The organism is Halopiger goleimassiliensis, from assembly GCF_000455345.1.
Taxonomy (GTDB): Archaea; Halobacteriota; Halobacteria; order Halobacteriales; family Natrialbaceae; genus Halopiger_A; species Halopiger_A goleimassiliensis.
Window position 1 is genome coordinate 1,754,634 of sequence record NZ_HG315690.1, and the last position, 24,807, is coordinate 1,779,440.

The window sequence follows — 24,807 nt, forward strand, 5'->3', positions numbered from 1 at the left end:
TTGACAACCATTTCTATGGCATAATTTTAGAAAGGCTTACATTTACGGCGGCAGGGCTACCCCACGTATGCCCGCTATCGAAACGACCGCCCTGACCAAACGATACGGCGAGAACGTCGTTGCCGTCAACGACCTCGACCTGACCGTCGAAGAGGGAGAGGTGTTCGGCTTCCTCGGTCCCAACGGAGCCGGCAAGTCGACGACGATCAACCTGTTGCTCGATTTCGTTCGCCCGACCGAGGGTTCCGCGACGGTGCTCGGTCACGACGTCCAGCGAGAGCCGAAAGCGATCCGCTCGCGCATCGGTGTCCTCCCCGAAGGCGCGACGTTGTACGAACGGCTGACCGGCCGCGAACACCTCGAATGGGTCATCGACAACAAAGGCAGCGACGACGATACTGACGAACTCCTCGAGCGAGTCGGCCTCGAACCCGAGGCCGCGGCACGATCGGCCGGCGGCTACTCGACGGGGATGGCCCAGCGGCTCGGGTTCGCGATGGCGCTGGTGGGGGATCCCGATCTCCTGATCCTCGACGAACCGTCCTCCGGGCTCGACCCCACGGGGATGCAGGAAATGCGCGAGATCATCACCGCCGAAGCCGACCGCGGCACGACCGTGTTCTTCTCGAGCCACATTCTCGGCGAGGTCGAGGCGGTCTGTGACCGCGTCGGGATCATGAACGACGGGCGACTCGTCGCGACCGGGACCCTCGACGCGCTGCGGGAGAACCTCGACCTCGACGCCTCGATCTCGCTAGACGTCGAGCACGTTCCCGACGCGCTCGTGGCCGACCTCGAGAACCACGAGGGCGTCCACTCGGTAACCGTCGACGGATCGACGATCACTGTCGCCTGTGCTACGACGCCCGTCAAGTACGACGTCGTGACTCAGGTCGGTGCGGCGACGACCGTCCTCGACATCGTCTCCGAGGATACCTCCCTCGAACGGCTGTTTAACACCTACACGACCGACGAGCAGTTGGGTAAGGGTGACGCCGACGCCGATCTCGCCGAAGTCGAGACGGAGGTGTCGGCATGAGCGTTCGCTCCGTGGCGAAAAAGGACTTCCTCGACGTCCGACGGTCGAAGAGCGTCTGGATCGTCAGTGGTCTGTACGCGTTGCTCGTGGTGTTTCTCTTCTACCTCGGACAGAGCGGACCGGGGGAACCGAACGTCGTCTATCAGTTGATGAACCTCACCAGCGTCGGACTGCTGTTTATTCCGATCATCGCGCTCATGATGGTGTATCTCGCGATCGCCGGCGAGCGGGAGTCGGGGAGTATCAGGTACCTGCTCTCGCTTCCGAACACGCGACGGGACGTCGTCCTCGGAAAGTACCTCTCCCGCGGGGCCGTCGGTGCCAGCGTGATCCTCGTTGCGTTCGGTGTGGGGGCGGTGATGGCGGTGCTGTGGTACCCATCGCTCGAACCGACCGTCTTCGCCGGCGTCGCCGGCCTGACCGTACTCCTTACGCTGGCGTACGTCTCGGTCGCAATCGGTATCTCCGCGGCGACGGGGTCGCGATCGCGGGCGATGGCTGGCTCGATCGGGTTCTACTTCCTCAGTAACCTACTGATGATCATTCCTTCCTTTTCGATCATCGCCGGGCTCAAGCACGTGCTGAACGGTCGGCTCGGGCTGGGGCTCTCCGATCACCTGTTCGAGTTCATCCGCATGCTCAGTCCGACGATCGCCTTCAGAAAATCCTTCCCGCTCGTCCTGCCGAGCGACGTCGAGGCGTTCATGGTAAACGCGGACCCCTCGGGCCCGTCCTACCTCGCGCCCGAAGTCGCCTTCACCATCCTAATCGCTTGGCTCGTCGTGCCGATCGCGCTCGGTCTGTGGTGGTTCAACCGGGCCGATCTAGGCTGAGCGAGTCGACGGCTCGGCTCTCTACCCGTCTTTTCAGATCACGCCCGTTTTCGTCGCCACCTCCCGCGCTGCCCGCTCGTTCATCCCGTCGCCCAGGATGGTGTAACGGTCGCGGATCTCGTGACAGGTCGTCAGCGCCTCGAGAACGGTTTCGTCGTCGATCCCGAGCTCGTCGGCGGTCGTCGGCGCGTCGATGCTGTCGAGCGCGTCGCGTATGTCCCGCCAGACTCCGTTTTCGCCGCCGTGGAGGTAGGCGGTCATGATCGAGCCGACGCCGACCTGGTGGCCGTGCAGCGCCGCGTCGGGCGCGAGCCGGTCCAGCTGGTGGGAGAAGAGGTGTTCGGCTCCACTTGCCGGGCGCGAGGAGTCGGCGATGCTCATCGCGACGCCGGAGGACATCAGCGCCTTGGTGACGACCCAGGCCGATTCCTCGAGGCCGGGCCGGATGAGGTCGGCGTTGTCCACGAGGATCTCGGCGGTCATCTCCGAGAGCGCCGCGGCGTACTCGGAGTACTCGACGTCCTTCAGTCGCTTCGCCAGTCGCCAGTCCATCACCGCGGTGTAGTTCGAGATGATGTCGGCACAGCCGGCGGTCGTCAGCTCCCAGGGGGCTTCCGCCAGCAGGCCCGTGTCCGCGATCACCGCGAGCGGCGGTTCGGCGGCGACGCTGTGACGGGTGTCGCCGTCCGGCACCGAGCCGCGATTGCTGACGATGCCGTCGTGGCTCGCGGCCGTCGGCACCGAGAGGAAGCCGAGTTCGAGGTGATCGCTCGCCATCTTGGCGATGTCGATCGCCTTTCCGCCGCCGACGCCGATCAGGTAGGAGGGATCCTCGGCCTCGGCTACCTCGATCACGCGTTCGACGGACTCGAACGTCGCCGTCTCGACCGTGACCATCGCCGGGTCGATGCCGGTCGCCGCGAAGTCGTCGGCGATCGGATCGGCCGCGACCGCCCGGGGCGTCGGACTCGTGACGATGAGCGGCCGCCCCTGCAGGTGGAGGTCGTCGACGACGTCGACGACCCGATCGCGGACGTCGTGCCCCACGACGACGTTTCGTGGCAGTCGGATCCACGTCGACTTCTGGAACATACCTCACCTGTCTCAGCCAGCACGTTTACGTGTTTTTCTCCGATCGTTCCCCCGACTCGAGCCGAGTTCGAGCCGGTCGACCCTCGCCGAGGCCCCACTGCAGACTCCGGATGGGGCTTCATTTGTCCGGTCGTGGTACGCCGTGTCGATGACGGAGTCCGCACGACCGAACCGATCGACGGCCCAGCCCCTCGAGTGTGACTACTGCCACTATCCGATCCCCGGCGATCCCGAGGAGAGCGACGACGGGCAGTTCTGTTCGACGGCGTGTCTCGAGGCCGCCGAGGACGACGAGACGCTGCCAGATCCCGGAGCGTACAAGCGCATCGGGACCGGGATCGAACCGCTCGACTCGCTCGTTCCGGACGGGATCCCGGCGGATTCGTTCCTGCTGGTCTCCGGCGACGAGGGGACGCGTCGCGACGAGTTGCTCACCGAACTCGTCTGGCGCGCGCTCGAGCGGGGCGAACCCGCCGTTCTCGTCTGTTACGCGAATCCGCCGATCGCGGCCCTCGAGCGGTTCTTCGAGAACGGCTGGAACGTACTGCCGGCCCTCGAGTCCGACCGACTGCGCGTCCTGGATTGTTTCACCCACCGACTGGCGGACCGCGATCAGTACCTCGAGCGACGCGCCGAGTGGGCGACCTTCCTCGGCGAGGCTGCCGCCGACGCCATCGTCGAGGTGTCCGAACCGAGCGACGTCCGGGCCGTCGCGAACAGCCTCCACGGCGCGCTCGAGGATGTCGAGATGAGCGAGACGGGGCTGGTGACGATCGACTCGCTGGACGAACTCTCGGCGCTGGTCCAGGACGAACTGGTTCACAACTTCATCAAGGACGTGCGGGCGACGGTGTGTAAGGCCAGCTACGTCCCCATCGTCGCGGGCGCGACGACGGCAGGCGAAACGAGCTATCCCGGTGACGAGTACGTCTTCGACGGCATCGTCGACCTCCGCCTTCAGGACTGGAACTCGCCGTCGGCACGGTATCCCCAACTCGGCATCCGCAAACTGATCGGCGCGCGGTATCTCCCCCAGTGGGTCACCTACGAGTACGAACCGGTCCGCGGGCTGTACGCGGTCGAGCGGTCGGAAGATCGGCGGCGACCGCCGAGGAATCCACAAGCGGTCGATCACGGCCGCTGACCCGGATTCATCCGCGGTCGATACCAAGCGAACGCGCGCCCTGCTTTTATTCGCGTCATCGGCGAAGCGCCCGATGCAGCACGCCGACGGCCAGCAGCGCGTCAACGATCCGTTTCAGGTGATCACTATGAACGACCGATACGACGACGACCGGCGAGAACAGCGTGGCAGGAACGACCGCGGCGACGACGACGACAACGATCGGGGCTGGCTCCGGGGCATGCTCAGTCGCGACGATCGGGGCGACCGATCGCGGGACCGGGACCGGGATCGACAACCGGAGACGCGACGCGAAGGACGCCGGGCGCAGGGACCCGGACAGGGCCAGGACGACCGCCGGCAACGGAGCCAGGGGCAACCCGATACGGGCTGGCAGCGCGACGACGACATCCAGGGTCGCCACCAGGGACGGAGACGGACCGGTGCCGGACGACAGACCGGTGACCGCGGTGGCGGCGGAGGGCACCGACAGGGAACGGAAGGCCACCACGGCACCGGTTCGGAAGGCTTCCACACGAACGCACAGGAGCAGACGAACCTCGAGTACGGCGGGAGTGCCCGTCGCGACGAGTATCAGCAGTCGGGTCGACCGGAGCCCGACATTCAGGAGATGCGCCAACGTGCCGGCGGAACGGGGAGCCAGCAGCGAGACCAGAGCCAGCAAGGCGGTCGAGGACAGGGACGAGGCGGGCAACGCCGCCAGCAGGGTCGCGAAGGCCATCAATCTCAGCAGGGCGGGCAGGGACGTCGTGAACAGCAGGGTCGACGAGGTCAGCAGGGTCGAGAGGGCATCCAGAACAGGGAACGCCAGGAACGAACCGGCCAGCGACAGGGTAGCCAGCGGAACCGCGGCCAGCGGAGTCAGGGCGGCGACGAGTACGGGCAGCGACGCGGCGGCCGCGAGCAAGGCCGCCAGCACCGCGGCCAGCAGGAGGGCACGTACGGCGAGAGCCGCGAAGGGTTCGACACCGGTGCCTCGGAGATGATGGGCACCGGCGGCAGCGACCCACAGCGCATCAGCGGCCGCGAAACCCGCGGTGGGGCCGCCCAGCGACACCAGGGCCGGTCCGGCGACGAGAACCAGGGGAGCGAGCCCCGACAGCGCTGGAGCGAGGGACAGGATCGCTCCGACGTCCGGCAGGGCGATCGCCACCAGCGGAGTCAAGGCATGCGCGGCCAGCAGGAGGAAAACCGAGGCGGACAACAGCGGTCCGGCGGGTCCCGCGGACTGGGCCAGCAACGACACGCCGACCGGGACGAGGTCCGCACCCAGGAACGCTCCGGCGGGGGGCTCGAGCACGACCAGCAACAGCCCCGCGACGAGTCCGGTAGCTGGACCCAGAGCAGCACCGACCAGTCGGGCGACCGTCGACAGGAGGGGCCTCACGAGCGCGGCGATCAGCAGGGTCCGGAGAGCGACGAGGACATGAGCAACCGGCGGCACGTCCATCACGGCGAGGAGGGCGACGAGGGGACGCCCCACGACCAGTACTGACGACTACTGCCGCCCGTCGCCGCGCGACCGCCGACTCGACGGTTTCCGGTCGGTTCGCCGTCGCGAATCGTCGTCGTTTTTGACGCCCGACTCTCACAGAACCGCCATGGGCGGGACGTACGTCCTCGTAATCGAACTCTCCCGATCGACGACGATCGAAGTGGGTGCGCTCGACGACCGCTCGTTCGACGCCGGCGCGTACGCCTACGTCGGCAGCGCGTTCGGCCCCGGCGGCTTCAGCCGCATCGAGCGCCACCGCGAACTCGCCTGCGGAGAGCGCGACACCCGCCACTGGCACGTCGATTACCTCCTCGGGCACGCGGACGCCCGCCTCGAGTCGGTCGTCCGGTTCCCGGACGCCGACCGTGAGTGTGAACTCGCCGATCGGCTTCCCGGCCAGCCCATCCCGGACTTCGGGGCCTCCGACTGCGACTGTACGGCTCACCTCCTCGCCACGCCCGGAGCGGAACCCGTCCGCAAAGCCGCGCTCGAGGCCGGTGGGGTCCTCGACGGCGCGTAGACGGTGGCGATCGCGTAGAGCAGCCCGAAATCGAGCGTCGCGACCTGGTTCGAGCGGACGGTGGGGCGTTCATCGCTCCGTCCGTCGAACCCGTCGGTACCGTGACCGAGAGCGTGACGACACGAACTGAAGAGCGGCGGCCCTCGTCGCCGTCCTCGCCGCGATGGCACTGTTTCCGGCGGCCGCGCTGGGATCGACCGTCGCCGTGCTGGGTCTGTTCGTGGTCGCCGTTAGTTTCGGTTCGATCGCGCGCTCGAGTCGACGTCGACGCCCTGGGCACGTTCGGTCCCCGGTCGGTGTCGGCGGACGACCCCAACGAGAACGGTGCCTCGACCGTCGCCGGCGACGGATCGATCGGCTGCGAAGCTGGCTGCGCTCGAGTACGATCCGCGCTTCGATCGACTGCTGGCGGTCGCACTGGTGCTCGGCGTGGGTGCGCTGGCCGTCGTCGTGACCCGCGACGGCGACGTCAGAAACAGCGGACGGCTGCTTGCCGTCGTCCTGATCGCGCTCAACGCGGCGCTGATTATCTACGGCATCTCGTACGTGAATCGCGACTGATCGACGTACCACCGCGAGAAAACGCCGGTGCCGATCAGTCGTCGCTCGCGGCGAAACTGGTCGTCTCGGTGCCGGCCTCGGTACCGGGTGCCTCGGGCAGTTCGTTGCGGACGTCGTCGCTCCCCTGCTCGGTGATCGCCTCGTGGTAGGCTTCGGGCATCACCTTGACGAAACACTCGAGCGCGCGCTCCCAGTTTGCGAGCAGGCGCTCGCCCCGCTCGGAGCCGGTGTAGGCGACGTGGTTCTCGACGAGTCGGCGCAGCATCTGTTCGTCTTTCTCCTCGAGGTCGTCGTACAGCGAGACCATCCCGGTGTTCGCGCGGCGTTCGAACTCGTCGTCGGGGTCGTAGACGTAGGCGACGCCGCCGCTCATCCCCGCGGCGAAGTTCTTGCCCGTCTCGCCGAGGACGGCGACGACGCCACCGGTCATGTACTCGCAGCCGTGGTCGCCGACGCCCTCGACGACGGCCTTCGCGCCGGAGTTACGGACGGCGAACCGTTCGCCGGCCACGCCGTTGACGTACAGTTGTCCGCCCGTAGCCCCGTAGAGTGCGACGTTGCCGATGGCGACGTTCTCCGTCGGGTCGTAGCTGGCCGTCTCCGGCGTGCGGATCGTGATCTTGCCGCCGGAGAGGCCTTTGCCGACGTAGTCGTTGGCGCTCCCGTCGAGGTGCATCGAGACGCCGCTGGCGAGGAACGCGCCGAAGCTCTGGCCGGCGGTGCCCTCGAGGTCGACGGTGATGGTGTCCTCGGGGAGACCGGGCTCGCCGTAACGGCTGGTGATGCGGTTCGAGAGCATCGCGCCGACGGTGCGGTCGACGTTGGTGACCTCGGCGTCGAGGTTCACCGGTTCCTGGTCCTCGATGGCGTCGGCCGCGGCCGCGATCAGATCGCGATCGAGCTGGTCCTCGAGTTCGTGGTCCTGCTCGCGGATCTTGCGGCGGACGTCGCTGCCGGGGTCGGCGAGCACTTCCGAGAGATCGACGTTGCGGGCCTTCGGGTGGTCGACGTCGTCGCGCTGCTCCAAGACGTCGACCTGGCCGATCATCTCGTCGACGGTGCGGAAGCCGAGTTCGGCCATGATCTCGCGCAGTTCCTGCGCGATGAACGTCATGTAGTTGATGACGTGGTCGGGTTCGCCCGGGAACCGGTTGCGGAGCTTCTCCTGCTGGGTCGCGACGCCGACCGGGCAGTTGTTGGTGTGGCAGATCCGGGCCATGACGCAGCCGGAGGTCACCAAGGCGGCGGTACCGAAGACGTACTCTTCAGCGCCCAGCAGGGCGGCGACCGCGACGTCGCGGCCGGTCTTCATCCCGCCGTCGGCGGAGACCCGGATGCGGTCGCGGAGGCCGGTCCGACAGAGCATCTGGTTGGCCTCGGCGAGGCCGAGTTCCCAGGGGAGGCCGGCGCTCTTGATCGAGGTGCGCGGCGACGCGCCCGTCCCGCCGGAGTGGCCCGAGATGTGGACCACGTCGGCGTTGGCCTTCGCGACGCCGGCGGCGACGGTGCCGATGCCGGCCTCGGAGACCAGCTTGACGTTGATGTCCGCGTCCTCGTTCGCGGCCTTGAGGTCGAAGATCAGCTGTTTGAGGTCCTCGATCGAGTAGATGTCGTGCAGCGGCGGCGGCGAGATGAGGCCGACGCCGGGCGTCGACTTGCGGACGTGGGCGATCATCTCGTTGACCTTCGAGCCGGGGAGGTGACCACCTTCGCCGGGCTTTGAGCCCTGGGCCATCTTGATCTGCAACTCCTCGGCGTTCGAGAGGTACGTCGAGGTGACGCCGAACCGGCCCGAGGCGACCTGCTTGACGTTACACTCCTTCTCGGTGCCGAACCGTTCCGGCGGCTCGCCACCCTCGCCGGAGTTGGACTTCCCGCCCAGCCGGTTCATCGCGATCGAGTTGTTCTCGTGGGCCTCGGGGGAGATCGACCCCAGGCTCATCGCGGCCGTCGAGAACCGCTCGACGATGTCGCCGATCGGTTCGACCTCCTCGAGCGGGATCGGCTCCCGGTCGGAGTCGAACTCGAGGAGGCCACGCAGGGTCTGGAGGGTCTGGTTCTGATCGTTGATCTTCGCCGCGAACTCCTTGTAGCGCTCGTAGTCGTTCGAGCGGACCGCCTGCTGGAGCGCGCCGACGGTGTCGGGGTTCCACTGGTGATGGATGCCGTCCGAGCGGTGTTCGAACTCGCCGTGGCGGGCGAGGTCGGCCTCTCGCTCGCTGAAGGCCGTCTCGTGGCGTTCGCGCAGATCCTCCTCGATCTCCGCGAGGCCGATCCCCTCGGTGCGGTTCTCGGTCCCCTCGAAGTACTCCGCGACGAGGTCCGACTCGAGGCCGACGGCCTCGAAGATCTGGGCTCCCTGATAGCTCTCGACCGTCGAGATGCCCATCTTGGCCATGATCTTCAGCAGACCGTCCTCGACCGCGCCGACGTAGGCGTCGATCGCGACCGACGTATCCGCACCGTCGGGGCCGGCCGTCAGGTCCTCGATCGTCTGGTAGGCGAGGTACGGGTTGACTGCGCCGGCACCGTATCCCACGAGGGTCGCGAAGTGGTGGACGGTCCGGGGTTCGCCGGACTCGACGACGAGGCCGACGTGGTTGCGCAGCCCGTTGCGAACGAGGTGATGATGAACGCCGCCAGTCGCGAGCAGACTCGGGATGGCGACGCGGTCCTCGTCGACGTTTCGATCGGAAAGGACGATGATGTCGTGGCCCCCTTGCTCGATCGCTTCGACGACGTCCTCGCGGACGCGTTCGATCGCCGCCCGGAGGTCCTCGCCGGGTTCGTCGCGTTCGGGCTCGTAGGTGATGTCGATCGTCGCCGCCGTGATCCCGTTGGCAGTACAGTCGCGGATCGCCTCGAGTTCGGCGTCCGTGAGGATGGGGGAGTCGAGCACGAGCTGTCGGGCGTGCTGGGGGGACTCGTCGAGCAGGTTGCGCTGGAATCCGAGTCGCGATTCCATCGACGTGACGAGTTCCTCCCGGATGTAGTCGAGCGGCGGGTTGGTGACCTGTGCGAACAGCTGCTTGAAGTAGGAAAACAGCGGGCGGTTGAACTCGGTGAGCACCGAGAGGGGCGTGTCGTCGCCCATCGAGCCGACTGGGTCTTTCCCCTTCTGGGTCATCGGCTCGATGAGGTTCTCGAGTTCGTCGTGGCGGTAGCCGAAGGCGGCCTGATGCGAGCGCAGTCCGTCGACCTCGCCGCGAGGGGTGTTGTCGGTCGTCGAACAGACGTCCTCGAGGTGGACTTGCTCTTGCTCGATCCACTCGCCGTAGCGGTCGTCCACGAGGTCGTCGAACACCTCGTCGTCGGGGATCACGCGCCCCTCCTCGGGATCGGCGAGGAACAGTTGTCCCGGCTGGAGGCGACCGCGTTCCTCGATGTCGGCGGGGTCGGTGTCGAGGGCACCGGCCTCGCTGGCCATGATGAGTCGGTTGTCGGTGGTGACGTCGTACCGGCAGGGCCGCAGGCCGTTGCGGTCGAGGACAGCACCGATGCGCTCGCCGTCGGTCGCCGCGACCAGCGCGGGTCCATCCCACGGCTCGACCAGCGACGCGTGGAAGTCGTACCAGTCCTTGCGCTCGGCGTCCATCTCGTCGTCGCCGCGCCAGGCCTCGGGAATGAGCATTCGCAGCGCGTGTGCGAGGTCCCGGCCGTCCTGCATCAGCAGTTCGAGGGCGTTGTCGACGCTCGCCGTGTCCGACTGGTCGGGGTCGTCGATGATCGGCTTGACCGCCTCGAGATCGGAGAGCACGTCGCTCTCGAGATCGGTCTCGCGGGCCCGCATCCAGTTGATGTTGCCCTGGATGGTGTTGAACTCGCCGTTGTGGATGATGTTGCGGTAGGGATGTGCGAGGTGCCACGCGCCGAGCGTGTTGGTCGAGAACCGCTCGTGGACCATCACGAAGTTGGATTCGATCCGCTCGTCGGTGAGGTCGGGGTAGTAGGCTGGGACCTGCACGCCCTTGAGCAGACCCTTGTAGACGACGGTATCGGAGTCGAGCGAGACGACGTAGAACCGCTCTTTGTTCTCGATGTCGGCGTCTTCGACGGCGTTCTCGAGGGCGCGTCGAGCCACGTAGAGTCGGCGGTCGAAGTCGTCGCCCGAAACGTCGTCTTCGGGGGCGACGACGACCTGTCGGACGTCCGGTTCCGATTCGACGGCCGTCTCGCCCAGCTCCTCGTTGTTCGTCGGAACCGACCGCCACTCGAGTACGTCCAGATCGTAGGTCGCGAAGGTATCCTCGGCCAGCGAGATCAGTTCCGCTCGTGCGTCTTCGTCCTGCGGGAAGAAGATCGATCCGATCGCGTAGGTCTCGGGGAGCGCAGTATCGAGCACGTCGGCGAAGAAATCGTCCGGAATCTGGAGCATGATCCCGGCCCCGTCGCCGGTGTCTTTCTCCGCGCCGGTCGTCCCGCGGTGCTCGAGGTTGCGAAGGAGTTCGAGACCGTCGGCGACGACATCGTGACTGGCTCCGCCGTCGAGATCCATCACGACGCCGACGCCACAGTTCGACCGCTCGTCCTCGGGGTTCGCGAGTCCCCGGGAACGCTCGGTGGATGACGCTCGGTGTGGCTGTGACATACACGCACCTAGCGCGATCCCCTATATGAGGCTGTCCAATAATGACTAAGTGTATTATGTACCCATATAATCGAATTTAAGGTGTGGGGTTCCGTACGAATCGTGCCGCTCGAGTTGTCGGTATCGGACAGTTCTCGGAAGGATTCGCCAGCGAACGGACGGTTTTGGCGCTTCGAACCGCACAACGAAAGAGCAGAATGTCAGAGGCACGTAGTGCTCACCCCGGCAGAGTGAACACCACACGTTCGGTTCATTCCCCAGCGGTAAGCAATCTTGGGTTAAACGATTAGGTTGCCGCGATTCCCCGTGAGACTTGCGGTTCGTCCTGAATGCTGTTCACGGCGTGTTTACAGTGTCAGCGGTCACGAGTTCTGTCACTACTGATACCCATGATCCGTGCATAGCTCCGTCCGGGACCACCGACCTGCCGGCCGGAATCGATGGCCGTCCGACGGTCGCGAGCGACTCGAGCGAGAAGGACTCCCCCTCAGTACGACTTCGCGAAGTACGCGATTTCGTCGGCGGGATCGCCACAGACGCCACACTCGTCGCGTTCGGGTTCGGGGACTTCGCCGCCGCTTTCCCCGCCCTCGTCCTCGAGGGGTTGCATGACGATCTCGGCGGCGACCTTCTCCTTGATGGCTTCCTCGCAGGCCTCGTCGCCACACCACGGGGTCTTGACGTAGCCGCCGTGCTGGCCGATCGTGCCCATGATCTCCTCGGGACTGTGGGCCTCGCGGATGTTCTCCTCTAAGTTCTCCTCGGCGGTCTCGTACAGTTTGTCGAAGATCTCCTCGAGGTGTTCGTCGACGGTGTCGACGATGGTCGCGCGGTCGGCGACGGACTGCTCGTTGTCGGGGCGGTGGACGAGCGTGACCTCCTCGTCCGCGACCTCGTTGGGGCCGATCTCGAGGCGGAGGGGAACACCGTTGAGTTCGTGCTCGTTGAACTTGAAGCCGGGATTCCGTTCGTCGCGGTCGTCGAGTTCGACGCGGAAGCCCGCCTCCTCGAGTTCCTCGGCGACGTCCTCGGAGTACTCGAGGACGTCCTCCTTGGTATCTTCCTGCCAGATGGGGACGACGACGACCTGCGTGGGCGCGATGGTCGGCGGTAAGACGAGCCCCTGATCGTCCGAGTGGGTCATGATGAGCGCGCCGAGCGCCCGCCAGGAGAGCCCCCACGAGGTGGTGTAGGCGGTCTTTTCCTCCTCGTCCTCGTCGACGAAGGTGATGTCGAACGCTTCGGCGAAGGACTGCCCGAGGTGGTGGCTGGTGCCGCCCTGGACGGACTTGCCGTCGGGCATCAACGCCTCGACGGTCGTCGTCGTGTCCGCGCCGGGGAACTTGTCGTGTTCGGGCTTCTTCCCGCGCAGCACCGGGATCGCCAGGACCTCCTCGTAGACGCGTTCGTACTGCGAGAGCCGGGTCCAGACCTCTTCCCACGCGCCCTCGCTCGTCGCATGGGCGGTGTGGCCCTCCTGCCACATGAACTCCTTGGTGCGGAAGAAGGGCTTGGTCTCGGTGGCCTCCCACCGCACCACGGAGCACCACTGGTTGACCCGCAACGGCAGGTCGCGGTGGCTGCGCGTCCAGTCGGCCATGAAGGGCGCGATGATCGATTCGCTCGTGGGACGGACGGCCAGTCGCTCCTCGAGTTCCTCGTGGCCGCCCTGGGTCACCCACGCGACCTCGGGGTCGAACCCTTCGACGATGTCCTTCTCGCGCTCCAAGAAGGACTCGGGGATGAACATCGGGAAGTAGACGTTGTCGACGCCGGTCTCCTTGAACCAGCCGTCCAGCGCGTCCTGGATGCGCTCCCAGAGGGCGTAGCCCCGGGGCTTGGTGACGATGAACCCGCCCATCGGCGCGTAGTCCGCGAGGCCGGCCTTCTGGACGACTTCGGCGTACCACTCGCCGGGCCTGTGCGATTTCGACTCGGTGATCCCGAGTTCCTGGCTCTCCGAACTCATTAGTTCGACACTCTGCCAGCGCAGTCTTAAACCATGCGAAGGCCCACGCCGAATTCGACGGGCCGATCGGGACGTGGCCACTCACGGCCTATCGACGGTCGCCCGTCGCCGCCGCGTACGATTCGGGATCGCGCGATCGAAAACCACCAACGGCGAGTGGGTTTCATGCGGTTCTCGGGATTTTATGCGCCCGTATCACACATGATAACGACATGAAGGCGATCCAGGTACCCGAGTACGGCGACAGCGACCGACTCGAGGTCGTCGAAACCGACCGCCCCGAACCCCGCGCGGGCGAAGTCCGCATCGAGGTCGAGGCCGCGGGGATCAACTTCGCGGACATCATGCAACGACGCGGCGTCTATCCGGGTGGACCCGACGCGCCCTACGTACCCGGCATGGAGGCGGCGGGAACGATCGACGCGACCGGCGACGGCGTCGGTCTCGAGGAGGGCGACCGCGTCGTCGCCATGCTGAACACCGGCGGCTACGCCGAATACGCGACCGCGAACGCACAGATGCTGTTCCCCATCCCGGAAGGGATGAGCTTCGAGGAGGCCGCGGGCTTTCCCGTCCAGTTTCTCACCGCCCACTGCTGTCTGTTCGGCTGGGGCGAACTCGAGGAGGACGAATCGGTGCTGATTCAGGCCGCCGCGGGCGGCGTCGGGACGGCCGCCGTTCAGTTGGCCTCGAACGCGGGCGCGGAGGTCTTCGGCACCGCGAGCACCCAGGAGAAGCTCGACCTCGCCGCCGACCTGGGCTGTGACCACCCGATCAACTACACCGAGACCGACTTCCGTGACGTGATCGAGGAGGAAACCGACGGTGAGGGGGTCGACCTCGTCCTAGAGAGCGTCGGCGACGACGTCTTCGAACGCAGCCTCGACGCACTGGGCCACTTCGGTCGGATGGTCACCTACGGCGTCGCCAGCGGGGTCCCCGCCGAGGTCGAGAACCGCCGCCTGCTGTTCGAGAACAAGACCGTCAAAGGGTTCCACCTCGGGCAGGCCTCCTACCACGATCCGAACAGGGTCATGGCGGCCGTCCCCGACCTGACCGAGGGGCTGACGAACGGCGACCTCGAGGTGATCCTCGGCGAGTCGTTCGGACTCGAGGACGCGGCCGCGGCTCACCAGTACATCGAGGACCGCAAGAGTTCCGGCAAGGTGGTTCTGAAGCCGTAGTCCGGGACGGTTCGCCACGGGACGTCCTCGAGCAGTCCCCGGTGTTTCCTGCAGACGATCTGCCACAGCGGAGGAGGCGTCGGCGATAATCGATCGGCTGGCGGATCCGTCCGCGCGAACTGCGTTCCGCTCAGTGTCATCTCCCACCACACCGTGGAAGACATTATTAGCGGTCCGTCGGGACGCAAGGTATGGAACTCGTGGAAGCCACGGCGGACGATCTCGACGCCCTGATCGAACGGTGGTACTCCCTCGCGACGTCGATGGAGGCGTACGACGAACTGAACCGACTCGCCTACGCGAGCGTCGACGACGTCCCTCCGGACGGCTTCCGAAATCACCTCGAGGCCGAAGACGTCACCGACTATCTCGTCGTCCACGAGAACGAGACCATCGGCTACGTCATTCTCCGGGAGGGCCGTCACCCGTTCCGCCAGTATTCTGACTACCTCCGCATCGTGGACCTCTACATCGACGACGACCGACGAAATCGTGGTCACGGCACGGCGGTCGTCGAACGCGTCACGGAGATGGCTCGAGACAGAGGGTGCGATCACCTCAAGGTATCGTGTGAATGGCAGAACGAAGATGCGCGACGGTTCTACCGCGAGACGGAGTTCCGACCGAAACAGGTGGAATACGTGCAGTCACTGTAGCGGCCGGCCCGCCGGCCTCACCCGGCGTTCTCGGACACGAGAGTGACGCGCTCGCTACTGGGTACGTTCAGATATCTACCGATCCCGACAGACCTTCCGTCGTTCGATCAGCGGACGGTGGTGATCGGAACGATCCACGTCTACTCGCCGTCGAACGAGACGTCCCACTCGAGGTCGTGCGAGACGAACTCGGCCTCGTCGAGCGGTTCGCCGCCCCTGAACGCGAACTCGCCGGCCACGGTGTCGCCCTCGAGCACGGCGGGGAGCCAGATTCGGTCGTCCTCCCACATCCGATCGTAGGGGACGTCGTCGACCCGAACCCACTCGGGGCGGGCCTCGTCGGACGGTCGCGGCTCCCCGTCGAACTCGGTCGTCCGGAAGACGTGACAGAAGGTGTGGACCTCGCCGTCGAGCAGGAAGGTGAGTTCGCCGGCCTTCTCGAGCGCGCCCGGATCGGCCTGGAGGCCGACTTCCTCGCGGGTCTCGCGGACGGCACACTCCCGCGGCGTCTCGCCGTCCTCGAGTTTGCCGCCGGGACCGTTGTACCAGCCCTCGCCGAGGCCGCGGCGTTTCTCGATCAGCAACACCTCGTCGCCCGCGTCCGCGTGGCGGCGAAGCGGGAAACACAGCGTCGCCTCGATCATGCCCGTGCGTTCGCTCGAGCGGGCAAAAACGCCTCGGAACGGACGGGCGGTGGATCGGCCTCGAGCGCGCTTCCCGTCAGTCGTCGCCCGCGGCGTCGATTTCGTCGGCTCCCCGTTCCACGGCGTACTCCCCGGGAGCGCAGCCGAGCGAGCGGTGCGGACAGAATCGGCAGTGGTCGCCGGGGTTCGTCTCGGCGTAGGACGGATCGTCGACGGCGGCGAGCGTCTCGCGGACGGCGTCCCAGGCGGGTAACGCGTCGGGATCGAACAGGTCGACCCGCGGACCGTCGACGTCGCCGACGTAGACGTAGCCCACCGCCTCGATCGGCTCGTCGAACCGATCCCTGCAGGCGCGGACGTACAGCGAGAGTTGCACAGCTTCCGCGGGCTCGATCCGGCCGCTCGTCGCCTTGTAATCGAGGACGACCAGTCCGCCGGGCTCGGCCGGCGGTCCGCGTGCGTCGCCGGTGAACGTCGCCGCCCCGGGGAGCCGTCGCACCGAGTCGACGTAGCCAACTACGTCGCCTGTGACGTCGGTCACCGCCTCGAGCGCGAAGGGGAGTTCGGCGGCCAGCGGCTCCCACTCGGCGACCGGTCGATCGATGCCCGGCGCGGCGGCCTCGAAGTAGCGATCGATACACGCGAGGACGGGTTCGCGGTAGGCCGTCAGCCCGCGAGCGGTGAGCTGTCTGGTGGCGGCCTCGCGCCACTCCTCGCGGGTTCGATACTCCCGGTGGAACGCCTCCTCGGCGACGTCGTGAAAGAGCGTGCCGACCAGCCGCGCCGACGCGTCGGGGTCGGCGTCCTCGAGCGCGGCGTCCGGATGGGTCGCGCCATCCTGTCGTAGGGGGTCGTCGATCGCCCGGACGACGTGCTCGAGGTAGTGTTTCCGCGGACAGGTCTCGAAGGTCTCGAGCGCGGAGTAGCTGTGACGCATGGCGACGGGGAGGTCGGTCGCGCTCGAGAGCGAGTCGACGGGGAACCGGACGGTCTCGGTGGACAGCGCCGAGAGCGAGCGGCCAGTCGGTGCCGAAATCGACTCGCCCGCTTCCTCCGTGGTGCTTTCGGGAAGATGGTCGGCTGCGTCCGCAGCCGGAAGCAAGGTGCCCTCGCGCAGCAGTCGTCCGAGTCGGTGGACCGTCTCGATGGCCTCGCGGGTCTCGAGCGGTTCGACCGTCCGCTCCCCGTAGTCGGCGTAGTAGGTGATCCGACCCGGCGTCAGTCCGGCGGCGTCACCGATCTCGTCCGTGCGGTCGGCGACGCTGTCGGGGTAGGTCTCGCGGACCCGGTCGAAACTCGCAGTCAGCGACGACCACAGGTCCATCCGCTGGCCGGTCACGGACCACTCGAGGGCGTCGGCGAGACAGTCTTCGGCGGTCGAGGTTGCCAGTTCCCCCTCGTCGCCGTCGTAGTCGTACGCCGACCCGAAGACGAACAGGTGGTTCGCGGCGCGGGTGAGCGCGACGTGGAGGACCCGCCACTCCTCGGCGACGCGTTCCGTCGCGAGGTCGGCCGACAGCGGCGAGTCGACCTCCGGCGCGAGCGTCGCCTCGAGCAGCCGGTAGCGGGCGCGGCGGACGTAGTCGCCCTCGACGCACCACTCCTCGTCGGAGAGGTAGGGGACGAGGACGGTGTCGAACTCCAGTCCCTTCGCCTGGTGGACGGTCATCACGTCGACGCAGTCTTCGGATTTCGTCCCGCGGGTTCGGTCCGAGCCGCTGCCGGCGAACAGCCGTTCGAGCGCGTCGACGAACGCGCCGGACAGCGACTGGATCTCGGCCTCGCCGCCGTAGCGATCCGCGAACCGCTCGAGGCGGTCGAGGTCCGCCCGCTCCTCGGTCGTGAGGAACCACTCGATCCGCGTTCGCTCGCGGAAGCGCCGCAGGAACCCCGAGAGCGGATAGACGTCCCGCTGGGTCTCGAGCGTCTCGAGGTGCTCGCGGGCGCACTCGAGGCGGTCGGGTGCCTCGAGGGCGTCGGGGTCGACGTCGAAGACGGCGTCGTACAGCGACCCCTCCCGCCGCTGGAGGGTGCGGAGATCGGATTCCGGGAGGCGATACCGGTACATGAGGACCCTGCGGAGGTGGACGCTCGCCTCGGGATCGACGAGAACCCGCAGGTACGACAGCAAGGTGCGGATGCCCGGCGAGAGGTCGCCCCGCGGCGAGCCCGAAATCTCGAAGGGGATTCGCCGTTCGCGGAGGGCGTCGGCGACCGCCCGGGCCTGTCCGTTCGTGCGGACGATGACCGCGAGGTCGGCGAGCGACCGTTGCGGGACGTTCTCTGCCCGCCCGTTGAGCAACCGTGAGACCGTCGTCGCGACCTGCTCGGGCGTCTCGGAATCGATTTCGTCGCTCTCGACCTTGACGAGGCGATCGGGCGGCTTCGGATCACCGTCCGCGTCGATGTCCGGACTGCGCTCCTCTTCGTCACACCAATAGCGACCGGGCGTTCGACCCTCCTCGCGGAGCGTCTTGGAGTCCTGGGGACCGTAGTCGCAGTGGTTGGTCAGATCGAGGATCTCCTGGCGCGATCGGAAGTTGAGCTCGAGTTCGATCGACTCGTGGTCGTCGTAGACCCGGGCGAGCCGATCCAGCCCCTCGCGGTCGGTACCGCGCCAGCCGTAGATGGCCTGATCCTTGTCGCCGATGGCCAGCAGGTCCGGCCGGTCGGGGCCGTCGGTCAACGCCGTGATCAGCGCGAACTGGGTCTCGTCGGTGTCCTGGAACTCGTCGCAGTAGACCTGCGACCACTGGCTGGTGATCTCCTCGGCGATCGCCTCGCCGGCGATCGGATCGCTCGTCCCCCCGTCGCCTTCTTCGTCCCCGCCGGAGCCGGCGCGGGGTCCAGCGACCAGCGCCGTCGCCGTCCGCACGAGTTCGTCGAAGTCGAGCGCCCCCTCGCGCTCGAGGTGGGCGTGGTAATCTGCGTAGACGTCGGTGTAGTGGCGAGCGAGCCGGAGGAACTCGAGGGCGTGTTTCAGCCGGCCGAAGGGCGTCTGTTCGATCCGGTTCGTCGCGGTGCCGTGGATCCGGTTCCCGAACAGCGCCCGCGGGAGGTGTTTCGTCGTCGGCTCCTCGAGCGAGAGCGTCTCGATGGTGTTCGTGACGGTCGTCTGGAGGTGTCGGAGGTACCGGTCGACGTCCCGGACGAGGTCGTTCTCCCGGAACTCGGCGGGCGACTCGGCGATCTTCTCGCGACAGAACTCGACGAGGGTGCCGTACTCGACGAGCGCCTCCCGTGCCGCCTCGAGGTGTTCCTCGCGGTTGAAGTAGCGCAGGGCCTCGTTGTCGAACGAGAGCGCGGATTCGGCCCGCCGTTCGAGCCAGAGGACGAACTCGGTACAGAGCTCGAGCGTGCGGACGTCGGGCAATCCCTCCCGAAGCGTCTCGGGCGTCAGGTCCTCGCGGCTCATCGTGGCGATGAAGCGATCCACCCGGTCGACCAGATTCGTCGTCGCGTCCTCGCCGGCGACGGGGGCGGCGAACCCGTAGTCGTTCTCCGCCAGCAGCCGGCCGACGATCCGGCGGCGTCCGCGATCCGTGACGACGTCGAACTCCGGCGAGTACCCCAGCGCGTAGGCGTACTCCCGGACCAGCCGGTGGCAAAACGAGTGGTAGGTGTAGACGTCGATCGCCGCCGCCGTCTCGGGATCGAGCCGTTCGGCGACGGCCTCGCGGATGCTCCCGGCGGCCTCGTTCGCGAACGTGAGTACGAGCACGTCGTCGGGGTCGACGTCACCTCGTTCGATCGCCCGCTCGAGGCGCATGAGCATCGTCGTCGTCTTCCCCGTCCCAGCGCCCGCGTCGACGGAGAGACAGGCCGCCCGTCCGTCGATGACCGCACCCTGGTTGCCCTTGGGCTCCTCGGAACCGTCCGGGGTCAGCGAGTCGGCCCCGCGGTCGGCCATCGCTTCGTCTCCATCCTCACCCATCGAAACGCACCTCCGAGGCGACGTATTCGGGACAACAGACCGCGTACGCACAGTCCGGGCAAGCGTGGCGTTCGATCGCCTCCCAGCGGTCGCTCGGATCGAACCGGCCGGTGACGATCCGGCCCGCGACGGTCGCGAGCCGATCGTCGACCGTCCCGTTGCGGTGCTGCTGGGACATCGCGTACGAGACCTCGTCGACGTAGGGCTCCGTGAGGTCGACGGCCTCGAGCGAGGTCTCGACGGTGCCGCGAACCCAGTTGACCGCCGCGTTCGACCGGTCGACCAGCGGGATCTGTACGTATCGACACTCGCGGTCCTCGAGGCCGAGTCGCTCTCGCAGGGATCGCAGCCCCTCGAGGACGATGCTCGTTTCGAGGAGTGCCGCGGCCACGTCGGATTCGACGGTGGGCGACTCGGGATCGAAGTGGTCGGTGAAGGTCGCCTCGACGTCGCCCTCCCAGCGCGACCGATATCTGAGGAGTCCGAGCGAGGCGAGCGTCGGGACGAACCGCACGCCGACGATCGAGTCGCCGTCCCCGTAGACGTAGTCGACCGTCGCGTCGATCCGGACGGTCTCAGGCGTTCGTTCGTCTGTTCGGCCGTCCATGGACCCCCCGCTCAGTACGTCCGGCAGCGACACCCGCCGCGAGAGCGGCCGTTGTGGACCGATGAGCGCGACGTCCTCGCCGGTTCGCTCGAGCCGCGCACAGCCGGCCGCGTGTTGCTCGCCGAACGAGTCGCAGTAGGCCTCGACCGTCGCCTCGAGGACGGCCCGTTCGTGGCGGCGCTGCTCGACGGAGTGAAAGCGCTCGTCGTGGGCGTCCCACAGCGACGACAGTCGCTCGAGCGCGACTTCGGCGAGGGCGTCCGCGTCCGCGGCGTCGCTCCGGAGGGCAGCACAGATCGCCCGCCGCAGGATTCGGAGCCGATCCGCGTCGCCGTCGCTGTCAGTCGCCTCGAGGTCGTCGACGTGGGCGAACTCGTACCGTCGGGGACAGTGGAGGTAGGTCCGGATCTCGTCGATCGAGATCGCGTCCACCCCGTCGTCCGGCGAACGGCCGTCTCGAGCGTCGGCCTCCGCCCGATCACTCACGGCGGATCACCTCCCCGGCCGCGAACTCGAACTGCGAGCGGACGGCCTCGGCGAGGTCCGCGTCCACGTCGCCCTCCTCGAGGACGACTGCGATCTCCTGGAGGAGCGCCTCCGTCTCCGCGAGGTCGGCGTCACCGCCGGTGCTGGCCTCCCGCAGCACGCGCTCGAGTTCGCCGCGTGGCTGCTCGAGGAGGGCGTCGATCGCGTTCGCGTCGCCGTGGATTCGCGCCTCGGAAGTGGCGTCGACCGACTCGAGCGTGAGGCCCGGCGTCGCGGCCACCTCCCGGAGGTAGCGCGACTCGTCGTAGGTCCGGCGCAGTCCGCCCGCGCCCCGTTCGTACGAACAGCAGTAACAGACGTCGGTGGCCGCGCGTACGCCGAGTGCGAGCCGTCGCCTGGCCCGCTGGGCGTGGTAGGCCGCGAACGGATCGCCGCCCGCGTCGGCGTCGGCGGTGGCGAACGTCTCCGCGACCGTCTCCCGGGAGGGGTCGGTGACCGCAGGGTAGCCGGACAGTTCCCGAAGCCAGGCCCCGGGGAAGAGCTGGGTCAGGAACTGCTCGCCCGGATACCGGTCGTCGATCAGGTCCAGCAGGAAGACGGCCCGCCGGCGCTCGTACTTGCAGTCCGCGGCCGCACAGACCGTCACGCCGCCGGTCGGTGGGCTGGTCTCGACGCTGTGGACGTACGGCGCGTCGTATCGGATCGTCCGTTCGAGCATCCGACGGAACCCCTGCCAGTCCGGTGCGACGAGGTCGGTCGCCTCGACGAAGTCCGCGATCTCGCGGACGCGGCGAATGCCGTCGAACTGTTCGCGGGCGTCGATCCAGTCCTCGCCCTCGGCGATCCGGCCTTTCAGGTCGGTCCGTGCGATCCAGCGGTCGATCGACCGAGTGACGCTCGCGTCGTCACACGCCTCGAGCAGGTCCGGCGAGTAGTCGGGCACCCGTGCTCGCAATCGGTCGCGGGCGGCCCGGTGGCGCTCGGGTTCCTCGGAGGGGGCTCCGTCCGGGTCCACATCGGCGGGACTGTTCCGGCGTCGCTCCCGATCGGCCTGCAGCGTCACGTAAGCGTAGAGTTCGTTGACCGCCGGATCCTCGGCGAGCGACGGCGTCCCGATGGTCGCCGTCGGGATGCCGGCCTCGCGCAGGCCGCGACGCGTTTCGGGCACGCGTTCGATCGACGGCACGACGACCGCGACGTCGTCGTAGCCCCAGTCGCGGCGCTCGAGCAGTGATTGCAACTCCGTCGCGACCGCGCGTACCTGTTCGCGGGGCGTCCGCGCTCGAATACGACGGACGCTCCCGCGGGTGTCGTCCGATCCCGACTGATCGTCGGTGGCACCTTCCTCGAGCGGTCGTTCACCCGTCGCGAGGAAGCGAGCGACCGGGCGGTGAGACGGTTCGTCACGGGTTCGTTCGCCGTTCCCACCCCTCTCGCTCCCGGTGTCGTCTCCCGACGCTCGCTCGAGAACCTCGTCGGCCTCGAGCCGTTCGACCGCGAGACTGTCGGCGACGACACGGTCGATCCGTCCGGGTTCGACGCGGGTGCGTTCGACGCTCGCGTGGCGCTCGCCGAGACAGACGAGATCGGCGTCGCTGGTCAGGGCGGCGAGGTAGCGCCGATCGAGGCGGCGAAACTCCTCGAACTCGACGGCCAGGACGGCGTCGAACGACGCGGTGATCCGGTCGCGCAGGCCGTCGGCGTTCGCCTCGAGCAGGTCGACGGCCCGGGGGATCACGTCGGCCCGCTCGACGTAGCCGCGATCGGCCAGTTCCGCGTGGAAGCGATCGTTCATCGCGTAGAGGAAGGCGAGGCAGTCGCGGGCGACGGACTCCTCCTCGGCGTCGTCCGGTCGCTCGAGGTCGTCCTCGCCCGCCTGCTGACGAGTCGCCTCGAGCAGCAGTTGCCCCACGTCGCGGCCGAAGCTCTCGTGGTCGGCGGCCCGTTCGAGGTAGGCGGGCACCTCGCGGCTCGTGCCGTCGATCACCAGCGAGATGAGTTCGATACGCTCCTCGTACTCGAGGCGCTCGAGAGTCGGGTCGAACTCCTCGATGACCTTCGAGGCGTGTTCGGGCACCGACTCGACCTGCGGCGACCGCGGGGAGCCCTCGCCCGCTCCGGCGTCGACGAGCGTCTCGCTGACGGCCTCGAGCCCCTGGGGATGGCGCTTGAGGACGAGGACGTTCCGGGGACCGTGTTCGGCCGCGAGCGCGGCGTACTCCCGCTCGAGGGCCTCGAACGTGCAGTCCTCCGGGGCCGGGAGAAGCTTGCAGACGCCCTCGAGAGCGGGTTCCGTTGGCGGCATTCGTAACACTCCCCTGTAGCGCGACGGTCGTTTATAAAGGTACGGCGGTCGCCGTGGACGACTGAAGAGGACTGTCAGTCGCTCATCCAGTCGCTGGCCTGGGGTTCTCCGGGATCGGTCGGTACCTCGACCAGAACGGGCGCGTCCGTCTCCAGCGCACCCGCGAGTGCCGAACGGATCTCGTCGGGATGGGCCGCCCGGATGGTCTCCATCCCCATGCTCTCCGCGAGGGCCGTGAAGTCGATGGGGGCGTCGGGCCAGGCGTAGGCCTCGCGCTCGAGGCCGTAGTCGCGGTCGGCCTGGTCGCTGATGATCGCGTAGTCGGCGTTGGCGAAGACGACGACCGTGATCGGCAGATCCTCGGCGACGGCCGTGTGGAGTTCGTGGACGCACATCATGAGTCCGCCGTCGCCGGTCAGCACGACGACGTCCGCGTCGGGATTGGCACACTGAGCGCCGATCCCCGACGGGACGCCGGTCCCCATCGTCGCCCACGAGCCGGGGTTGACGTACGACCGCGGGCCGCCGGCCGCGAAGACGTTGAGTCCCCAGACCCGGAAGCCGCCGGCGTCGGCGGTCACGATCGCCTCCTCGGGGAGCGCCTCGCGGATCGTCTCGAGCGCGGCCACCGACGTCAGCGGCGGGGACCCGTCGCGAAGCTCCCCGAGACGCTCGCTCGTCGCCGTTCGAACCGCCTGTGCCCGGTCGCGGGCGACCGACGGGTCGGTCTCGAGACCACGATCGGCCAGGCCCTCTTCGAGTGCCACGAGTGCCTCGCGGGCGTCGGCGACGATGCCGACCGCGACGTCGTAACCAGTACCGAGGTCGTCGGGCTCGAGCGTGACGTGGACCACCGTCTCGGGGAGGTCGACGGACCACGCCCTGGTGGCGACGGCGTCGAAGTCCGTTCCGACGGCCAGCGCCGCGTCGGCGCTCGCGAGTAACTCGAGCAGTTCCGGCGCGGCACTGCCGGCGAGGGTGCCCGCGACCGGGGCGTCGCCCGTCTCGGGGAGGACGCCCTTGCCCTTGTAGGTCGTCACGACGGGCGCGTCGAGTCGGTCGACGACACGCCGGAGGTGGTCGCTCGCTTCCGCCGTTCGGACGCCCCCGCCGGCGACGATTACCGGGTCTTCGGCCGACGCGAGGAGATCCACCGCCGCCTGGAGGTCGTCCTCGGGAACGCCCTCGAGACGGGTCCGGTCGTACGTGCCCGGCGTAGCGACCGGAACGTCGGTCTTGAGGAACGACTTCGGGATGCCGACCCTGACGGGTCCCTTCGGCGGCGTCTCGGCGGCCGCGATGGCCTCCTCGAGGACGACGGCGGTCCGTTCGGGGGCCTCGACGAGGACGTTCTCCTTGACGACGGTGTCGTACGTTTCGGGCGGCGTCTCGTGGATGCCGTCGCCGCCGCGTATCTCGGGGTCGGTCTCGACGGCGAGGTGGACGAGCGGCGTGCAGTCGTTGAGAGCGTTTTTCAACCCGTTCATCGCGTTCATGTCGCCGGGACCGGGGACGACGAGCGTCGCGGCGGGGCGGCCGCTGGTTTCGGCGTATCCCCAGGCTTGGTGCGTGACGGCGGTCTCGTGACGGGCCATCACGTACCGTAGCCCGGGCGCGTCCGTAATCGCGTCGTTCAGCGGCAGCGTCTGGGTTCCCGGGATTCCGAAGACGGTGTCGATCCCGTTGTCCTGTAGCCGGTCGATCACGGCGCGACTGACCTGCATAGTCGACGCTCGTCGAGCGGACACTT

At 67.7% G+C, this 24,807-nt stretch carries 16 protein-coding genes; 8 read left to right on the top strand and 8 right to left on the bottom strand.

The features are described from left to right. The first annotated feature begins 67 nt into the window (after nucleotides 1–67). Together TX79_RS08610 and TX79_RS08615 are read left to right on the top strand one after the other, a co-directional pair. The gene (locus tag TX79_RS08610) at nucleotides 68–1,039 is read left to right on the top strand and encodes an ABC transporter ATP-binding protein (protein ID WP_049927047.1); all 972 of its coding nucleotides are present in this window, start codon (nucleotides 68–70) and stop codon (nucleotides 1,037–1,039) included. After that, entirely contained in the window at nucleotides 1,036–1,872 is an 837-nt protein-coding gene (locus tag TX79_RS08615) for an ABC transporter permease (RefSeq protein ID WP_049927048.1), read from the top strand. The genes TX79_RS08610 and TX79_RS08615 overlap by 4 nt, the downstream gene beginning before the upstream one ends. Nucleotides 1,873–1,905: 33 nt before the next feature. On the opposite strand, the gene TX79_RS08620 is transcribed toward TX79_RS08615, so the two are convergent. Further along, on the bottom strand, nucleotides 1,906–2,964 hold the full coding sequence (locus TX79_RS08620; protein ID WP_049927049.1) for an NAD(P)-dependent glycerol-1-phosphate dehydrogenase: 1,059 nt from the start codon (nucleotides 2,962–2,964) through the stop codon (nucleotides 1,906–1,908). Between the two features lie 148 nt (nucleotides 2,965–3,112). Here TX79_RS08620 and TX79_RS08625 point away from each other — a divergent pair, with 148 nt between their 5' ends. The 4 genes from TX79_RS08625 to TX79_RS19850 all read left to right on the top strand — a co-directional run bounded on the left by TX79_RS08625 (nucleotide 3,113) and on the right by TX79_RS19850 (nucleotide 6,684). Beyond that, complete coding sequence (locus TX79_RS08625; protein ID WP_049927050.1) at nucleotides 3,113–4,108, top strand: RAD55 family ATPase; 996 nt, start codon at nucleotides 3,113–3,115, stop codon at nucleotides 4,106–4,108. A gap of 73 nt (nucleotides 4,109–4,181) precedes the next feature. Then, the gene (locus TX79_RS19275; protein WP_154660483.1) at nucleotides 4,182–5,603 is read left to right on the top strand and encodes a hypothetical protein; all 1,422 of its coding nucleotides are present in this window, start codon (nucleotides 4,182–4,184) and stop codon (nucleotides 5,601–5,603) included. A gap of 106 nt (nucleotides 5,604–5,709) precedes the next feature. Then, complete coding sequence (locus tag TX79_RS08635) at nucleotides 5,710–6,123, top strand: GIY-YIG nuclease family protein (RefSeq protein ID WP_049927052.1); 414 nt, start codon at nucleotides 5,710–5,712, stop codon at nucleotides 6,121–6,123. Between the two features lie 324 nt (nucleotides 6,124–6,447). Continuing rightward, nucleotides 6,448–6,684 (top strand): hypothetical protein, encoded by a 237-nt coding sequence (locus TX79_RS19850; protein ID WP_049927053.1) that lies wholly within the window; start codon nucleotides 6,448–6,450, stop codon nucleotides 6,682–6,684. Between the two features lie 34 nt (nucleotides 6,685–6,718). On the opposite strand, the gene gltB is transcribed toward TX79_RS19850, so the two are convergent. Both gltB and proS read right to left on the bottom strand, forming a co-directional pair. Beyond that, complete coding sequence (gene gltB, locus TX79_RS08645) at nucleotides 6,719–11,272, bottom strand: glutamate synthase large subunit (protein WP_081655517.1); 4,554 nt, start codon at nucleotides 11,270–11,272, stop codon at nucleotides 6,719–6,721. Between the two features lie 487 nt (nucleotides 11,273–11,759). Then, complete coding sequence (proS, locus tag TX79_RS08650; RefSeq protein ID WP_049927055.1) at nucleotides 11,760–13,241, bottom strand: proline--tRNA ligase; 1,482 nt, start codon at nucleotides 13,239–13,241, stop codon at nucleotides 11,760–11,762. A 212-nt stretch (nucleotides 13,242–13,453) separates the two neighbouring features. Here proS and TX79_RS08655 point away from each other — a divergent pair, with 212 nt between their 5' ends. After that, nucleotides 13,454–14,425: a quinone oxidoreductase family protein gene (locus tag TX79_RS08655; protein WP_049927056.1), complete on the top strand. Its 972-nt coding sequence runs from the start codon at nucleotides 13,454–13,456 to the stop codon at nucleotides 14,423–14,425. Nucleotides 14,426–14,616: 191 nt separating this feature from the next. After that, a complete protein-coding gene (locus TX79_RS08660; RefSeq protein ID WP_049927057.1) occupies nucleotides 14,617–15,081 on the top strand; it encodes a GNAT family N-acetyltransferase in 465 nt (154 codons plus the stop codon). A 140-nt stretch (nucleotides 15,082–15,221) separates the two neighbouring features. Here TX79_RS08660 and TX79_RS08665 read toward each other — a convergent pair whose 3' ends face one another. From TX79_RS08665 to TX79_RS08685, 5 genes are all read right to left on the bottom strand, one after another. Continuing rightward, nucleotides 15,222–15,725 (bottom strand): 8-oxo-dGTP diphosphatase, encoded by a 504-nt coding sequence (locus tag TX79_RS08665; protein WP_049927058.1) that lies wholly within the window; start codon nucleotides 15,723–15,725, stop codon nucleotides 15,222–15,224. 76 nt (nucleotides 15,726–15,801) lie between these two features. Continuing rightward, the gene (locus TX79_RS08670) at nucleotides 15,802–19,635 is read right to left on the bottom strand and encodes a UvrD-helicase domain-containing protein (RefSeq protein ID WP_049928331.1); all 3,834 of its coding nucleotides are present in this window, start codon (nucleotides 19,633–19,635) and stop codon (nucleotides 15,802–15,804) included. A gap of 16 nt (nucleotides 19,636–19,651) precedes the next feature. Continuing rightward, nucleotides 19,652–20,752 carry a PD-(D/E)XK nuclease family protein gene (locus TX79_RS08675; protein ID WP_081655518.1) on the bottom strand — a complete coding sequence of 367 codons (1,101 nt, stop codon included), beginning with the start codon at nucleotides 20,750–20,752 and terminating at the stop codon, nucleotides 19,652–19,654. Next, the gene (locus TX79_RS08680) at nucleotides 20,745–23,057 is read right to left on the bottom strand and encodes a hypothetical protein (RefSeq protein WP_049927059.1); all 2,313 of its coding nucleotides are present in this window, start codon (nucleotides 23,055–23,057) and stop codon (nucleotides 20,745–20,747) included. The genes TX79_RS08675 and TX79_RS08680 overlap by 8 nt, the downstream gene beginning before the upstream one ends. A gap of 74 nt (nucleotides 23,058–23,131) precedes the next feature. Further along, a complete protein-coding gene (locus TX79_RS08685; protein ID WP_049927060.1) occupies nucleotides 23,132–24,781 on the bottom strand; it encodes a thiamine pyrophosphate-binding protein in 1,650 nt (549 codons plus the stop codon). Between the last annotated feature and the right edge of the window lie 26 nt (nucleotides 24,782–24,807).

Excerpts from the sequence above, each read along its gene's own strand:
- TX79_RS08610 (WP_049927047.1), top strand. The coding sequence starts at position 68 with ATGCCCGCTATCGAAACGACCGCCCTGACCAAACGATACGGCGAGAAC.
- TX79_RS08615 (WP_049927048.1), top strand. The coding sequence starts at position 1,036 with ATGAGCGTTCGCTCCGTGGCGAAAAAGGACTTCCTCGACGTCCGACGG.
- TX79_RS08620 (WP_049927049.1), bottom strand. The coding sequence starts at position 2,964 with ATGTTCCAGAAGTCGACGTGGATCCGACTGCCACGAAACGTCGTCGTG.
- TX79_RS08625 (WP_049927050.1), top strand. The coding sequence starts at position 3,113 with ATGACGGAGTCCGCACGACCGAACCGATCGACGGCCCAGCCCCTCGAG.
- TX79_RS19275 (WP_154660483.1), top strand. The coding sequence starts at position 4,182 with ATGCAGCACGCCGACGGCCAGCAGCGCGTCAACGATCCGTTTCAGGTG.
- TX79_RS08635 (WP_049927052.1), top strand. The coding sequence starts at position 5,710 with ATGGGCGGGACGTACGTCCTCGTAATCGAACTCTCCCGATCGACGACG.
- gltB (WP_081655517.1), bottom strand. The coding sequence starts at position 11,272 with ATGTCACAGCCACACCGAGCGTCATCCACCGAGCGTTCCCGGGGACTC.
- proS (WP_049927055.1), bottom strand. The coding sequence starts at position 13,241 with ATGAGTTCGGAGAGCCAGGAACTCGGGATCACCGAGTCGAAATCGCAC.
- TX79_RS08655 (WP_049927056.1), top strand. The coding sequence starts at position 13,454 with ATGAAGGCGATCCAGGTACCCGAGTACGGCGACAGCGACCGACTCGAG.
- TX79_RS08660 (WP_049927057.1), top strand. The coding sequence starts at position 14,617 with ATGGAACTCGTGGAAGCCACGGCGGACGATCTCGACGCCCTGATCGAA.
- TX79_RS08665 (WP_049927058.1), bottom strand. The coding sequence starts at position 15,725 with ATGATCGAGGCGACGCTGTGTTTCCCGCTTCGCCGCCACGCGGACGCG.
- TX79_RS08670 (WP_049928331.1), bottom strand. The coding sequence starts at position 19,635 with ATGGCCGACCGCGGGGCCGACTCGCTGACCCCGGACGGTTCCGAGGAG.
- TX79_RS08680 (WP_049927059.1), bottom strand. The coding sequence starts at position 23,057 with ATGCCGCCAACGGAACCCGCTCTCGAGGGCGTCTGCAAGCTTCTCCCG.
- TX79_RS08685 (WP_049927060.1), bottom strand. The coding sequence starts at position 24,781 with ATGCAGGTCAGTCGCGCCGTGATCGACCGGCTACAGGACAACGGGATC.